The following is a 15,329-nucleotide window of genomic DNA, read 5'->3' as shown; positions in this document are numbered from 1 at the left end:
AAATCCGCAATACGTCAGTAGCATTTAGGAACAGCAGAGGCGCCGAAACAAATATTCAGCGCTCTCTGCAAAACCTTTTAGGCTATTTTCGAGAAATCATTGTTGGTCTCTGAATACCTAAACCCATTGAGTATATACTTCGGGGCTTTGTGCTGCTTATAAAAAGCATGATATTCACCCCAACAACTCTCTCGATATGAGCCAATATTAACGGCGGCTAAGGATATGGTGGCCGTTTTGCAGGAACTGGCTGCGAGAATTGCGCATTCTTTCAATACGCTCCTCTGCCATACGGTCAGCCGCTTTATAAGTAGGAATTCCATCCCTTTTAGCAATTTCGATTACTTTTTCGATATTATTGTAGATCGTTTCAACTTTCTTCATTGCTCTTTCAGCGTTATAGCCGTAAAGCTCATCCGCAACATTGATTACACCGCCAGCATTGATGACATAATCCGGAGCGTAAACAATTCCCATTTCATGGATGATATCACCATGTTTAGTATCCTTAAGCTGATTGTTCGCAGCTCCGGCAATAACCTTCGCTTTTAGCTGAGGAATTGTTTCGTCGTTGATTACTGCACCTAAGGCACATGGTGCGTAAATATCACAGTCTACGCTGTAGATTTCATCCGGCTCAACCGCTTTCGCGCCGAAGTCCTCAACAGCTCTTTGTACTGCTTCTCTATTAATATCCGTAACAATCAGCTGTGCTCCTTCTTCGTGAAGGTGGCGGCAAAGATTAAATGCAACGTTCCCTACACCCTGAACAGCAATTGTCTTTCCTTCTAGAGAATCAGTGCCAAAAGCTTCCTTAGCAGCAGCCTTCATTCCTCTGTATACACCATAAGCAGTTACCGGTGATGGATTTCCTGATGAACCGAATGCTGGTGAGATTCCAGTTACATAATCCGTTTCCTCATGGATTAAGTCCATATCTGCCACAGTAGTACCTACATCTTCTGCAGTGATATATCTTCCATTCAAGCCCTGGATATAGCGGCCGAATGCACGGAACATTTCTTCATTCTTATCCTTGCGCGGATCGCCGATAATAACTGTCTTGCCGCCACCAAGGTTCAGGCCAGCAGCAGCATTCTTGTACGTCATACCTTTAGCTAGTCGAAGCGCATCCTCGATAGCAGCTTCTTCTGATGCATAAGTCCACATACGAGTTCCGCCCAAAGCTGGTCCAAGAGTTGTATCATGAATTGCGATGATTGCTTTCAATCCTGACTGTTTATCCTGACAAAATACAACCTGCTCATAATCGTACTGTTCTAGATACTTAAAAATTTCCATTTCTAATTTCCTCCCCTGGTTTATGTAAATTATTTAATAGCAGAGCATAACGCTAATGCAAGTGAGTATAACTTACTTTCAGCAGTGTCAGCCCTGGATGTTAACACGATTGGTGCTTTTGCCCCGGCGATGACTGCGCCAACCTTTGCATTGGCAAAGTAAATTAATGATTTATAAAGGACATTTCCTACCTCGATCGCAGGGACCAGAAGGATATCAGCCCTTCCTGCCACTTCACTTTTTATCCCCTTATGCTCTGCGGCAAGCTGTGAAACTGCATTATCGAGGACCAGCGGTCCATCCACGATACATCCGGTAATTTGTCCTCTTTTGTTCATCAATGTTAATGAAGCTGCATCTATTGTAGCCTGCATGGTCGGATTAATCACCTCAACCGCTGCTAGTGGCGCGACTTTCGGCAGTTCAATCCCTATAGAATGGGCTATCTTGATAGTATTCTTGATGATTTGAGCTTTTTGCTCTAGATCTGGTGCAATATTCATCGCTGCATCGGTAACGATTGTAAATCGATCATAGCCCGGCACTTCAAATACAGCGACATGGGAAAGCACGGACCCGGTCCTAAGCCCATTTTCTTTATTTAAGACAGCCTTCAAAATCGCAGCAGTCGGGATATGCCCTTTCATCAGAACATTGGCTTCATTGTCTTTGACCGCTTTCACAGCCATTTCAGCTGCAGCATGATGATTAGGCGCAGAGATGATTCTAACCCCTTTGCTGTCTGCAAGCCCTGGATGCTTAGCTGCAATCATTTTTTCGATTTCTTCCTCGTTTCCATATAGAAGAAAATCGGCAAGCTCCAGGTTTACAGCTTGAGCAACTGCCTCCAATACTTCGGCATCTTCAGCCGCTGCGACCGCAACTGTTTTCCTGTCATTTTGGGATGCCATGCTGATAAGTGAGTCTAATTTCATGACTGATTCAACCCTTTCTGTCCTTCTCACATCACCGCTAATTAATTATGCAAGAACTGTGCCAACTTAAAAACGTTGGAAACGCTTTATTTTTGCCCAAAAATATTATGAAAAAAATTGCAGAGTATGAAGATTATTGCATGCTATCTCCTTCAATATTGAATTTTTCGAGCTTATAATATAAATTCCTGACGGATACCCCTAAAACTTTCGCTGCAGCAGTTTTATTTCCTTTTACAGCTTTAAGTGTAGTTTTGATTACCTTCGCTTCGTAGTTTTCCAACTGGAGCGCAAGCGGTTCAGTCGGAATTGACTGCCCGATTGGATCATCCCTATCCTTCAGTTGGCTGTTCTGCAATTCAGGCAAATGCTCTTTCTGGATGATCGTTTCACTAAAGCTCAAGAAGATAATAGCTCGGCCAAGGACATTTTCAAGCTCCCTTACATTTCCGGGCCAATCATAATCCATCAATTTATTAATGGCATCTTCAGAAATCCCTTCAACGACACGTCCATAATCTTGATTAATTTTATGGATCAACCTTTCACACAGGAGCGGGATATCTTCTTTCCTTCTTCTAAGAGGCGGGATATGAATCGGCATCCTGTTCAATCGATAATATAAGTCTTCTCTAAAACTGCCATTCGCAATCGCTTTTTCAAGGTTCATATTTGTGGCAGCTATCACCCTGACGTTGATTGGTACGGGCTTTGTTCCGCCCACACGTACAATTTCTCTCTCCTGTAAAACCCTGAGTAATTTGGCTTGCGTATTGGCCGGCAATTCGCCGATTTCATCAAGGAAAATGCTGCCGTTATTGGCTTCCTCAAAAAAACCGCGTTTCCCCCCCACGCTTAGCTCCTGAAAAGGCTCCTTCTTCATAGCCGAAAAGTTCGCTTTCGAGCAGCGATTCAGAAATTGCAGCGCAATTCACACGTATGAACTTATTGAACCTGCGATCACTGGCATTGTGAATGGCATGGGCAAATAACTCTTTCCCTGTTCCTGATTCCCCGCGAAGGAGGACAGTTGCAGGCGTTTTCGCCCCGAGCTTTGCTTGTTCAATCGGAATTGTCATTTCTTCTGATTGGCCGATAATATCCTCAAACGAGTATTTCGCTTCAAGAGTCCTGATAATCTGTCTTGCTCGTGTCAGCTCCCGGTTCAAGTTCTGGATTTCCGACATATCATGGATAACCCCTACACTTCCCTTTAACTTCCCATCAACTATAACGGGCGCTACGTTGACAACAACTTCCTTTTTATTAGGGCCGACCCTCATCGCTGTTCCTCGAACTGGTCTTCTCGTCTTAAGGACTTTCATGTGCATGCTATCGCCTTCTGATATATCTGCGGTAGCTGGCTGCCCGATTACTTCCTCTTCCTTAAGTCCGGTTATTCTGGTATAAGCTGGATTGATCAAAATCCCCCTGCCATCTTCATCTACTACAGAAATTGCTTCATCGCTTGAATTTATGATTGCCTGAAGCATTGTTTGGATTTCTTTTAGATTCGTTATCTCTTCGGCAAGATTAACGACTTCTGTAATGTCCTTAAAAACAGAGAACGCTCCAATCAGTTGGTCATTTTCATCAATGATCGGAATTCGTGTAGTGATGATTTTCGACCCATTTGGAAGCAATAATTCCTGGTTCGACTCTGTCTTTCTTGTATTCAAAATTCCCGGAAGTTTGCTTGTTGGTATAATTTCTAAAACATGTTGCCCTTCTGCCTGTTCCCTCGTTGTTCCGATAATTTTTTCAGCGCTTTTGTTAAACAAAGTTATGATTCCTTCTGTATTGATGACTACCATGCCATCTCCAGAGGAGTTAAAAATCAAATCATGCTCATATGTAATTTTTCTAAGAGTTTTTATTAACTCTTCCTTTTCCTCTAAAAGGGTCGCCAGTAGGAATGCGACACTGCCGGGTATCAGGACCGTGTTTTTGCCGCGCGCTTCCCTTAAATCCTTGAAAACTTCGTCCTCGCCGGTCACTTCAATGATGATATCCAGCTGATCTGACATATATTGACGCCAATCTGTTCCCGTTTGGATGCCAGCATTCTGAGCTGCAAGTATTCCGGGGGCGTGCGGATCAAGGTCAACCACTGCTATCACATCTGCAGTCTGTTTGAAAATGTTCAGGATGGCTGTTCCACCCTTACCCGCTCCTACAATCATTACTTTCTGCATAATATCCACCACATATCTGGAAAAATATTTCATGGCTCTAACATTCTAGTCTGCAAAATCTTTCACTATTATTATTGTAATTCTTTTTGTATGCGCTGACAAATTTCTTTGTTTTCTAACTCTTCTGTAAGTAATGCTCCTTGAACAACTTATATTGCGGAAAAACACGGGGTTAAGTATACTTTTAAAAAGAGGACAAATAACGAGGGGAAACCGAATGATCAGGATCATAGCATTAATCATTATGTTGATACCAGGAGTCATCGCTGCTCTAGGGGTAAAACTTATGCGAGACATGGTGTTTGGAATCTTGCAGGCACCATTTCCGTTTTTGTGGCTCCAATTCCTTGCTGGACTTCTGTTTTTCCTTGCTGGACTTGGGTTCATCGCTGGTTTTATCCTGCATCGTGATCGTAAAAGAAATAAAGTCCAGGCATTTTTCCGAATACCTGATAGCAATAAAAAGCAAAACAGGCCCTTGATTTATTCAGGCCCTGTTTATTTTTTTCCTTATTCTCTTTGCCTTTGCAGGGTCATCTGTTATAAGTGCACTGCAATTAACCTTGAATAGCCTTTCCAGCTCTGACTCTTTATTCACTGTATATGGTCTCACTTCAATCCCGCTTTCTAGCGAAGCCTTGACAATTTGATCTGGCGCAGCCCGCCAGTGCGGGTGAAATCCTTTAGCTTTTATCGACTGTGCATATATCCATGGCATGTATAAGCCTTCAGAAAGCAAAGGGGCTATTTCAATCTCTGGTGCCAGCAAATAACTGTGGACAATGCTGTAATGATTGAAAGAGGAAATGATAATCCTGTCTGATAAGCCAAAGGTCCTAACCATATTTATGACCTTTTCTTCCATCCCCTCATAAGGGATGATGCTGTTTTTTAACTCAATATTGCAGACCATTTTGGTTGCCGATATCCATTCGAGAACTTCATTCAAGGTAGGAATTTGTTCTTTTTTTGTTAATTCCTTGAATTTATAACGGGCATCCAACTTTCTTAAATCCTCATAATTGTATTCCTTTACCAGTCCAGAGCCATCTGTCGTCCGATCAACCTTTTCATCATGAATCACGACTAGCTCACCGTCTTTTGTCATCTGGACATCGAGCTCCAGACCTTCAGCACCTGCTTTTTCAGCTTCTTTAAATGCCAGCAAAGTGTTTTCAGGATATTCTGCTGCATAGCCGCGATGTGCTAAAATAAGAGTCATAATCCATCACACCATTCTTTTCAATTTGGAGGTAACTAAACAATGAGGCCATTACATATTTCTGCTGAGACTGCTGTTAAACTATCCGAAAAACTCGGAGTACCTATTGAACAAATCATGCATATGCCCCAACATATCTTAATTCAAAAGTTAACGGAACTTGAAAAAGAAAAAGAAAAATAAAGCCAAAACGCCTATAGGGCGTTTTTTCATGTAATCCTTATATATAATATACATGATAATACGCCTACTCATGGTTTTCCAATTTCCAGGCATATAAAAACATCTTACTTTCGTACGGCTAGACCGCGGTAAAGTAAGATGTTCCATAAAATATTATAAAAAAATTACTAAATCTTCCCTAACTCTTTCAAGAAGCTTTATGCTCCAGACGAAGCTTGTCAGCGACCATGGCGATGAATTCGGAATTTGTCGGCTTTGCCTTTGACATTGAAACAGTATATCCAAACAACGAGGAAATGGAATCAATATTCCCTCTGCTCCACGCTACTTCAATCGCATGGCGGATTGCACGTTCTACGCGGCTTGCCGTTGTATTGAATTTCTTGGCAATATCTGGATAGAGGACTTTTGTGATCGAGCCAAGTAGTTCAATATCGTTATACACCATTGAAATAGCTTCACGCAAGTACATATATCCTTTAATATGTGCAGGGACGCCAATTTCATGAATGATGCTCGTAATGCTTGCATCAAGGTTTTTAGGCTTTTGTTCCGCATTTGATCTGCCATAATTGATTGATGACGATGGCTTACGTGCTACTGATTTTGCCTTGCCGCTAACCTGACGGATATGACCTGCTAATTGCTCCATATCAAACGGCTTCAGAATGAAATAGGATGCCCCAAGGTCTACAGCTTTCTTGGTTACATCTTCCTGACCAAACGCAGTCAGCATGATTACATTTGGAATGATGCCCTTCTTCATTTCACGGAGTCTCTCCAGGACCGCCAGTCCATCCAGGTGCGGCATAATAATATCTAAAAGCAAAACATCAGGATCTGTATCTTCAAGCATTTCTAAACATTCCTGGTCATTATGGGCAACTCCAACAATCTCCATATCATCCTGAGAGGAAATGTATTCCTCAAGAAGACCTACTAATTCTCTGTTGTCATCAACTACGCATACTTTAATTTTGTTCACTACTTGGTTCCTCCTCAATCCAATTATGATCACAAACATTATCTTCTCTAAATTCTATTCTAAATGACTAATTCGACAATGCAACAGAAATTCCTCTTATTTTTAATTTTTTCTTAAAAAAGTAATATTTTCTTACTAATGCTTCATTTTCCTTTGTTTTTCGACTTATTTCGATAGTTGACAAAAAAGCTTCTGTTAATTTGTCGAATAATCTTGATATTTAAGTATTAATATTAGTTTGTACTGATATCTGTTCCATGCACTACGCTTTCCTCGGGACTGGCGCTGAGCCTACTCGTCGTCATAAGCTGACACTTTTGAGTTTCGTTGGCATTCTCTAGGTCTTCTTGCTTCTGATGACGGACACTTTTTCGGATTTCTCTTCGATTTCTGTCCGTCATCCCCTTGATGACGGACATTTTTTCACGATTTTCTTCGATTTCTGTCCGTCACGACCCTGATGACGGACACTTTTTCACGATTTCCTTCGATTTCTGTCCGTCATGACCCTGATGACGGACACTTTTTAGGATTTCTCTTCGATTTCTGTCCGTCACGACCCTGATGACGGACACTTTTTCACGATTTCCTTCGATTTCTGTCCGTCATGACCCTGATGACGGACACTTTTTAGGATTTCTCTTCGATTTCTGTCCGTCACGACCCTGATGACGGACACTTTTTCACGATTTCCTTCGATTTCTGTCCGTCAGCCCCTCACTCGCGGCGTATGTATTGTTACATACAAAGAAAAGGCGGCTATTTGCCGCCGCCGAATTCCTGTTTTAGCTTGCCTGCTCTCTTGGTTTTTCGTAAATATCTATGCCTGCTTCGTTCAACATCCATTCTATATGAACTCCATATCCACTTGTTGGGTCATTTACAAAGACGTGGGTTACTGCCCCAACTAGCTTATCTTCCTGGATGATGGGACTTCCGCTCATTCCCTGGACAATTCCACCTGTTTTTTCTAACAGTTCCGGGTCTGTTACCTTTATGACCATACCCTTGGTTGCTGGAAACTTCTGAGGGATGGTGCTGACAATTTCTATATCAAAAAGGTTTACTTCGTCATTGTTCACGACAGTCAAGATTTTTGCCGGGCCTTCTTTTACTTGATGCGAAAGCGCAATTGGCAGAGGTTTATCGAATATGCCATTTGAAATATCTTTGTTCAGTTCACCAAAGATTCCAAAAGGACTATTTCTTCTAATATTCCCAATTACTTCTCGATCAGATGAAAAACGGGCCAGCTTCTCCCCTGGATTGCCTTTATCGCCTTTTTCAATCGAAGTTACTGTAGATCTTACGATTTGCCCATCACCTACGACGATAGGCTTTTTCGTATCCATGTCAGAAATGACATGCCCCAGCGCTCCATATTTTTTTGACTGAGGATGATAAAAAGTCATTGTTCCAATCCCTGCAGCTGAATCGCGTATATACAATCCAAGCTTATAGGTGTTTTCATTTACATCCTTTTCTGGCTGGAGTTGAGTTTTGATTTTTTCATTTTCCCTCTTAATCACAACATCCAATGGCTTCCCGTCTTCCCCGGCTTGCTTCACAAACGGGACAACGTCCGCCATTTTTTCAATTTGCTGTCCATTGATTTCTGTGATAATATCGCCTTTTCTTATCCCTGCTTTTTCACCTGGTGACACTCTTCCAGCATCAGCTTGAACCTGATGATGCCCGACCACAAGGACACCAACCGTATTCAGCTTCACTCCTATTGATTGACCGCCTGGCCTGACCTTGAAATCCTTAAGGACATTGACATCGACCTTTTTGACGGGGAACCCGGCTAGTTCTAGGACCATTTCATCCTTACCGTGCCTTTTTGCCTCTAGAGACAAGGTTTCGCCTTTTTGGTCTACTGCGATATTAGTTTCTTTTACGGGAGCTGAGACTTGGACTGCATTCGCCTGGAAGTCAAGCTTTTGCCCCTCGAATAATGTTATATCTCCTGGAATAGATAAATAATCATGTACTGGTTTTGCAAATCCTAAAGCAATTAATGAAACAAGGAGAATTCCACCAATAAATTTTCTGAGAAAATCTTTTTTCAAATCCATTCACTCTCCTCGCTTCTAGTCCACACACATCGAAAATGGCTACATCTTTAATTTTGCCTCGACTCCCCGCATTTATAACCTGTATAAAAATAAAAAAGCTACCCATTATGGATAGCTTTTCATGTAATGGCCTTCATATTCTGTGCAAGCTTCAGTAATTCTTCAGCATGCTGTTTCGTGAGGTCAGTAACTTCAACCCCTGAAATCATCCTGACGATTTCCTTTACCTTCTCAGAAGAAGAAAGTGGAGTGACAGAGGTTTTTGTCCTTCCATTCTTTATAACCTTTGCGATATACAGGTGGGTATCGGCCATTGCAGCGACTTGAGGCAAGTGCGAAATACACAAAACCTGAGATCCAGTCGACACACTGTAAATTTTTTCTGCAATCGATTGTGCAACCCGGCCGCTTACTCCTGTGTCCACTTCATCGAAAATAATTGAAGTGACACCCTGATGTTTCGAGAAAATGCTCTTCAGGGCGAGCATGATCCTTGAAAGTTCTCCTCCGGATGCAATTTTTGACAAAGGCTTCAGAGGTTCACCTGGATTTGTCGAGATATAAAATTCTACCTTATCGGCACCACTTTTATGGAAATGTTCAGAGTCCGGGTCGATTCTAAGGTCGAATACCGTCTTTTCCATATACAGCTCTTTAAGTTCTTTATGAATTAATTTTGTAAGCTTTTTGGTCCATTTCCTGCGAGTTTGAGTCAGATTATTTGCCTCGATGCGCAAATCCTTCTTAAGTGACGCAAGCTCCTTCTCCATCTGGCCGATATGGACTTCCTTATTTTGCAGCGTCTCAATTTCTTCTTCGATTTTCGAGGAATACTCAAGGATTTCTTCTATCGTTTTCCCATATTTCCGCTTCAATTGATTGATTTCATTTAGTCTGTCCTCAATTACAATCAAGCGCTGCGGGTCATACTCAAGGGAATCCAAATCATTCCTGATAGTCCTCGCTGCATCTTCAAGCATATAAAAACTGTTTGCTACTGTGTCAGCTACATTTTTGTAGTCAGGATCCAGATCCGCTGCATTCTGCAGGTTATCCATGACCAAAGCAATCCAGTCAAGGCCCTTTTGCTCGCCCTGCAAAGCTGAATAACTGGTCTGAATGCTTTCGTAAATCTTTTCGAAGTTGCCAAGCTTATTCTTCTCTTCAAGAAGCTCCTCATCCTCATTCAACTTAAGGTCTGCCGAGAGGATTTCATCATGCTGGAACTGGATTAAATCAAGTCTATGGTCCATTTGCTGTTCATTTTCACTTAAGCTTTTGAGTTTTTTCTGTGTTTGTTCAAATGACCGGAAAACCTGCTGGTACTCATGAAGGGCAGGCATGATTTCATCTGATCCGAATTGGTCAAGCAGATTGATATGCTTTGCGTCATCCATCAATTCCTGGTGCTCGTGCTGGTCATGAATATCAATCAAGGTTGAACCTACCTCACGCAGGACTGCAATCGTGACAAGCTTCCCATTAATGCGGCAGACGCTTTTTCCACTCGCTGAAATATCTCTTCTCAAGACAATCATGGCATCTTCAATTTCAATGCCAAACTCTGCAACTTTTCCGTAACTCGGATGATTTTCGCCTTCCAGATGGAATAAACCTTCAATTTCAGCTTTACCTTCGCCATGGCGGACGAATTCTGCTGAACCCCTTCCACCCACGAGCAGGTGGATGGCATCAATGATGATGGATTTCCCAGCTCCAGTTTCGCCAGTTAGTACGGTAAGACCTTTATTAAAAGAAACGGATAATGATTCAATTATTGCGAAGTTTCGTATCGATAATTCATTTAACAAGCAAACGTCACCTCATTTACAGCATATCGAGAAAACGATTTGTAACTTGCTCCGTATCCTCTGGAGTACGGCAAATAATTAAGATGGTATCGTCTCCACAAATCGTGCCAAGAATATCTTCCCAATCGAGATTATCAATCAATGCTCCGATGGCATTCGCATTGCCTGGCAGAGTTTTCATTACTAAAAGATGGCCTGCCTGGTCAATCCGGATAAAAGCATCCATTAAAGACCTTTTTAATTTTTGCAATGGGTTGAAACGCTGATCTGCAGGAAGACTGTACTTGTACCTGCCGTCAATCAAAGGAACTTTTACAAGATGAAGCTCCTTAATGTCACGTGAAACGGTCGCCTGGGTTACGTTAAAACCAGCAGCTTTCAACCGATCGACGAGTTCATCCTGCGTCTCGATATCTTTACTTGCGATTAATTCACGGATTTTTATATGTCGCTGTCCTTTATTCATTAATATCACCCCTGGATATATCCGAAACATTCATATACTCATATGTTAGCCGATTTCAACAGAATGTACAATCATTCGTGGTCTTTCGGCAAAAGTTATCGGTGGAATTGACGAAGTGGTGAAAATTCCATAAAGAGAATTTTTTACAAAATTGTCCTTTAAAATTTGGCTGTTGATTTTCAACAACAGCATTAACAGAACCTAAAACCTATAGGGTTAAGGGTTAATTCCACTGCAAACATTATGGAATCTTAATTCACACAAAAAAGAACAGGCATAATCAGCCTATTCTTCCTCGCTAGTTTGCTTTGATTTCAGTTCATTATGCGCTTCTGTTACGACTGCTTCGGGCTTGGTTTTCAACAGCTGCCTGCCTACCTCATCTACGTTGTTGTTCCACTGAAGATGAAGCAGGAATTCGATATTGCCATCACCGCCAGTGATTGGCGAGTAGCTTAAGTCGATGACATCATAGCCCTCCGCTAATGAAAAAGATATGATCCTGTCCAACACTTGTTCGTGGACCTTCCTGTCACGGACGATGCCTTTTTTGCCGACTTGTTCTCTCCCAGCCTCAAATTGCGGCTTAACGAGAGCGACGATATCCCCGCCTGTTACCAGCAAGGTTTTTAAGACAGGCAATATCAGCCGGAGTGATATGAAAGATACATCGATGCTTGCGAAATTCGGCATCCCTTTCATGAGGTCCTCCGGTTTGACATAGCGGAAGTTTGTCCGCTCCATCACGACGACACGTTCATCCTGTCGCAGCTTCCAGGCAAGTTGGTTGTAGCCGACATCCAGGGCATAGGACATTTCAGCGCCATTTTGAAGAGCACAATCGGTAAAGCCGCCAGTCGAAGCTCCGATATCCAGCAGCGTTTTGCCCTGGACATCGAGGTTGAATACCTTCAGTGCCTTTTCTAGCTTCAAACCTCCACGGCTTACGTATGGGAGAGCATTCCCTTTTACAGTCAAGGGGATGTCACTGCTAACCTTTTCACCAGGCTTATCCAGTCGAGTTTCATTGGAGTAGACGAGCCCCGCCATGATTGTCCGTTTGGCCTTTTCCCTTGTTTCGGAAAGACCGCGTTCAACAAGCAGTACATCTAATCGTTCTTTTTTGATTTTCATTTGCTACGCCCTTTTTTGTTTCTGTCTCGCAAGCTTCTGCATTCGCAAGACGACATCTTCTGTTGTCATTCCAATTTCCTCAAGAAGCTTATCGACACTGCCATGCTCAATGAACTGATCCGGAATTCCCATCCTGTCGATATCGACATGCTGATAGCCGAGATCATGCGCTGTTTCAAGCACGAAGCTGCCGAATCCACCTTGAAGCACAGCTTCCTCAATTGTAAGAATCGGCATGTTTTCATTCAGGATGCCCACAAGCATCTTTTCATCAAGAGGCTTGATAAAACGGGTATTGACGACTTTTACAGATATGCCTTGCTTACCAAGGATCTCTGCTGCCTCGATTGCCATCGGAATTGTCGTTCCGAATGTCAGGATGGCTGCGTCTTCACCTTCACGAAGCACTTCCCATGTACCAATCGGGACTTCTTTCAACTCTTCATCCATTGGCACACCCAACCCATTGCCTCGTGGATAACGCATCGCAATCGGGCCTTCGTCATACTTTAGGGCCGTGTATACCATATGTTGTCCTTCATTTTCATCTTTCGGCATCATCAATACCATATTAGGCAAGTGCCTTAAAAAGGCGATATCAAATACTCCTTGGTGAGTTTCACCGTCAGCACCAACAAGTCCGGCACGGTCAATTCCAATGAACACATTCAAGTTCTGGCGGCAAATATCATGGACCACCTGATCATATGCCCGCTGCAAGAAGGTCGAATAGATTGCCAAGAATGGTTTCATATTTTGCGTTGCCAGTCCAGCTGCAAAAGTAGTCGCATGCTGTTCAGCAATCCCGACATCGATCATCCTGTCAGGAAATTCGCTCGCAAAACCCTCAAGCTTTGAACCAACAGGCATAGCAGGTGTTACAGCAACAATACGTTCGTCTGTCCTCGCGATTTTCCTGACTGTCTCACTAACTAGCTTACTCCAGGCTGGTGGTGAGGAATCTGGCTTTACAAAATCACCAGTTTCCATTTTATAAGGACCGGTTCCATGCCAAGTGCCTATTTTATCATTTTCAGCCGGGTTATATCCCTTGCCTTTTTTCGTAATCACATGCAACAATACAGGCCCTTCCTGTTTTTTGGCATATGCTAGGTTTTCAAACAGGTCGTCGTAATCATGGTCATCTACCGGTCCGAGATAAGTAAATCCTAATTCCTCGAAAAAGATGCCTGATACAAACAGATATTTTAAGCTGTCCTTGATTCTTTCGGCAGTCGCCGCGAGCTGACCGCCAATAGCCGGAACCTTTTTTAATAAGTATTCAAGTTCATCTTTTACCCAATGGTACTTACCAGCTGTCCGAAGGCGGCCAAGCACATTATGCAATGCGCCGACATTAGGAGCGATCGACATTTCGTTATCATTCAAAATGACAATCAGCTTCTTCTTTTCATGCCCGATGTGATTCAAGGCCTCTAAAGCCATGCCTCCTGTTAGGGCACCATCACCGATAACCGGAACGATATGGGAATCTTCCTTTTTCAGGTCACGGGCAATCGCCATTCCCATTGCAGCAGATAGTGAAGTTGAACTATGGTCAGTCTCCCAGACATCATGCTCACTTTCAATCATCTTTGGAAAACCGCACAGTCCTTTATGCTGCCTTAACGTATCAAATTGGCATGCTCTTCCGGTTAGGATTTTATGTACGTATGATTGATGGTCAACATCCCAAAGAAATTTATCCTTGGGGCTGTCAAAACATTTATGAAGGGCAATCGTTAATTCAACAACACCAAGGTTAGGTCCTATGTGTCCGCCTGTAACCGATAGTTTTTCAATTAAAAACTGCCGAATCTCCCCGCTTAACTCTTCCAATTCCTTATTCGAAAGGTTCTTTAAGAAGGAAGGGTCTTTTATTGATAAAAGATCCATTTCGGACCACTCACTTTCATTTCTGACTTATTATTCCTCGTTGTTCATTCATATTCTGAAAACGTTGTTAGTAATAACATATATTAAGTAAAGAAAGGTTTTCAAGCACTACCTGCAAATATGCGTCTATTTTTCTAATTTATGTATAAAAAAAGCTGCCAACACTGCCGTGCCAACAGCCAATTATAGCACACTGCTCACTATTGTACTATTCTCAGGCGACTGCTCTAATGATTGCGCAGTCCAATCAAATCAGTGATCTGGTCAAGAATTCCAACCTCAAGCCCACTTTTGGCAAGTAAAGCTTTCGCTTTTTGCAAATGGGAACCAAGCGCTTCTTTGGCTCCATCCAATCCAAGTAAAGCAGGATACGTGCTTTTTTCATTAACTGTGTCGCTTCCAACAGGCTTGCCGATCATTTCTTCAGTACCCTCAAGATCGAGGATATCATCGCGGATCTGGAATGCGAGGCCAATATGGTAGGCGAACTTGGACAGTGTTTCCTTTTGCTCCAAAGCTGCCCCGGCAATTTCTGCACCTGCAATGATGCTGTATTCGAGCAATTTCCCTGTTTTATTAATATGGATATATTCAAGCTGCTCAAGCGTCAGCTTCTTATTTTCCCCTTCCATGTCTGCTACCTGACCGCCCACCATACCAAGAGCACCAGCAGCCGCGGATAATTCGCGGATAAGTGCAAGCTTAACAGGGGCAGGTACGACATCCTCAGGAATGTCCGCCAGCAAGTTGAAACTCAATGTCAATAAAGCATCGCCTGCAAGAATGGCAGTCGCTTCACCGAATACTTTATGGTTCGTCGGCTTCCCTCTTCTCAAATCATCATCATCCATACTTGGCAAATCATCATGGATAAGTGAATAAGTATGGATCATTTCAATCGCCGCAGCTGCATCAAGCCCATCATTGGGGTCTTTTCCGAATGCCTCGATTACGGCGAAAGTGAGTAGAGGACGAATCCTTTTCCCGCCTGCTTCGAGTGAATAAAGCATTGCCTTAGCAAGATTCTCCGGCGTCTCAAGGGCACCAACAACCTCTCTAAGCCGTTCCTCGACAAGTGTCTTATATTTTTTTGCAAAAGAATCAAGTGAAACAGGCTGCAAT

At 42.7% G+C, this 15,329-nt stretch carries 11 protein-coding genes and 2 pseudogenes; 2 read left to right on the top strand and 11 right to left on the bottom strand.

What is annotated here, in order from left to right:
• Positions 1-207: 207 nt before the first annotated feature.
• From bcd to LC048_RS05705, 3 genes and pseudogenes are all read right to left on the bottom strand, one after another.
• Positions 208-1,302 carry a Leu/Phe/Val dehydrogenase gene (bcd, locus tag LC048_RS05715; RefSeq protein ID WP_226602100.1) on the bottom strand — a complete coding sequence of 365 codons (1,095 nt, stop codon included), beginning with the start codon at positions 1,300-1,302 and terminating at the stop codon, positions 208-210.
• A gap of 29 nt (positions 1,303-1,331) precedes the next feature.
• Complete coding sequence (gene yqiS, locus LC048_RS05710; protein ID WP_306049685.1) at positions 1,332-2,237, bottom strand: phosphate butyryltransferase; 906 nt, start codon at positions 2,235-2,237, stop codon at positions 1,332-1,334.
• 133 nt (positions 2,238-2,370) lie between these two features.
• A pseudogene (locus tag LC048_RS05705) lies at positions 2,371-4,432 on the bottom strand (sigma 54-interacting transcriptional regulator).
• Between the two features lie 217 nt (positions 4,433-4,649).
• On the opposite strand from LC048_RS05705, the pseudogene LC048_RS05700 reads away from it, so the two are divergent.
• Positions 4,650-4,877: pseudogene (locus tag LC048_RS05700) on the top strand (DUF2627 domain-containing protein); the annotation flags it as partial.
• 42 nt (positions 4,878-4,919) lie between these two features.
• Here LC048_RS05700 and LC048_RS05695 read toward each other — a convergent pair.
• Positions 4,920-5,654, bottom strand: a complete 735-nt coding sequence (locus tag LC048_RS05695; RefSeq protein WP_306049683.1) for a glycerophosphodiester phosphodiesterase — start codon at positions 5,652-5,654, stop codon at positions 4,920-4,922.
• Between the two features lie 42 nt (positions 5,655-5,696).
• Here LC048_RS05695 and LC048_RS05690 point away from each other — a divergent pair, with 42 nt between their 5' ends.
• Positions 5,697-5,837 (top strand): YycC family protein, encoded by a 141-nt coding sequence (locus tag LC048_RS05690; RefSeq protein ID WP_023627393.1) that lies wholly within the window; start codon positions 5,697-5,699, stop codon positions 5,835-5,837.
• A gap of 187 nt (positions 5,838-6,024) precedes the next feature.
• Here LC048_RS05690 and spo0A read toward each other — a convergent pair whose 3' ends face one another.
• The 7 genes from spo0A to LC048_RS05655 all read right to left on the bottom strand — a co-directional run bounded on the left by spo0A (position 6,025) and on the right by LC048_RS05655 (position 15,328).
• Positions 6,025-6,822, bottom strand: a complete 798-nt coding sequence (gene spo0A, locus LC048_RS05685) for a sporulation transcription factor Spo0A (RefSeq protein ID WP_306049680.1) — start codon at positions 6,820-6,822, stop codon at positions 6,025-6,027.
• 785 nt (positions 6,823-7,607) lie between these two features.
• Positions 7,608-8,894, bottom strand: a complete 1,287-nt coding sequence (gene spoIVB / locus LC048_RS05680; protein WP_371932044.1) for a SpoIVB peptidase — start codon at positions 8,892-8,894, stop codon at positions 7,608-7,610.
• A 125-nt stretch (positions 8,895-9,019) separates the two neighbouring features.
• Complete coding sequence (gene recN, locus LC048_RS05675; protein ID WP_306049676.1) at positions 9,020-10,711, bottom strand: DNA repair protein RecN; 1,692 nt, start codon at positions 10,709-10,711, stop codon at positions 9,020-9,022.
• A gap of 16 nt (positions 10,712-10,727) precedes the next feature.
• Complete coding sequence (ahrC, locus tag LC048_RS05670) at positions 10,728-11,177, bottom strand: transcriptional regulator AhrC/ArgR (RefSeq protein WP_215026605.1); 450 nt, start codon at positions 11,175-11,177, stop codon at positions 10,728-10,730.
• 285 nt (positions 11,178-11,462) lie between these two features.
• Positions 11,463-12,311 (bottom strand): TlyA family RNA methyltransferase, encoded by an 849-nt coding sequence (locus tag LC048_RS05665; protein WP_226602092.1) that lies wholly within the window; start codon positions 12,309-12,311, stop codon positions 11,463-11,465.
• A 3-nt stretch (positions 12,312-12,314) separates the two neighbouring features.
• A complete protein-coding gene (gene dxs / locus LC048_RS05660) occupies positions 12,315-14,207 on the bottom strand; it encodes a 1-deoxy-D-xylulose-5-phosphate synthase (RefSeq protein WP_306049674.1) in 1,893 nt (630 codons plus the stop codon).
• Positions 14,208-14,434: 227 nt separating this feature from the next.
• Complete coding sequence (locus LC048_RS05655) at positions 14,435-15,328, bottom strand: polyprenyl synthetase family protein (protein WP_226602090.1); 894 nt, start codon at positions 15,326-15,328, stop codon at positions 14,435-14,437.
• Position 15,329: the final 1 nt, after the last annotated feature.

Source organism: Mesobacillus subterraneus (assembly GCF_020524355.2).
GTDB lineage: Bacteria > Bacillota > Bacilli > Bacillales > Cytobacillaceae > Mesobacillus > Mesobacillus subterraneus_C.
This window is presented reverse-complemented; position numbering and strand designations above follow the sequence as displayed.

Excerpts from the sequence above, each read along its gene's own strand:
- bcd (WP_226602100.1), bottom strand. The coding sequence starts at position 1,302 with ATGGAAATTTTTAAGTATCTAGAACAGTACGATTATGAGCAGGTTGTA.
- dxs (WP_306049674.1), bottom strand. The coding sequence starts at position 14,207 with ATGGATCTTTTATCAATAAAAGACCCTTCCTTCTTAAAGAACCTTTCG.
- LC048_RS05665 (WP_226602092.1), bottom strand. The coding sequence starts at position 12,311 with ATGAAAATCAAAAAAGAACGATTAGATGTACTGCTTGTTGAACGCGGT.
- LC048_RS05695 (WP_306049683.1), bottom strand. The coding sequence starts at position 5,654 with ATGACTCTTATTTTAGCACATCGCGGCTATGCAGCAGAATATCCTGAA.
- ahrC (WP_215026605.1), bottom strand. The coding sequence starts at position 11,177 with ATGAATAAAGGACAGCGACATATAAAAATCCGTGAATTAATCGCAAGT.
- yqiS (WP_306049685.1), bottom strand. The coding sequence starts at position 2,237 with ATGAAATTAGACTCACTTATCAGCATGGCATCCCAAAATGACAGGAAA.
- LC048_RS05690 (WP_023627393.1), top strand. The coding sequence starts at position 5,697 with ATGAGGCCATTACATATTTCTGCTGAGACTGCTGTTAAACTATCCGAA.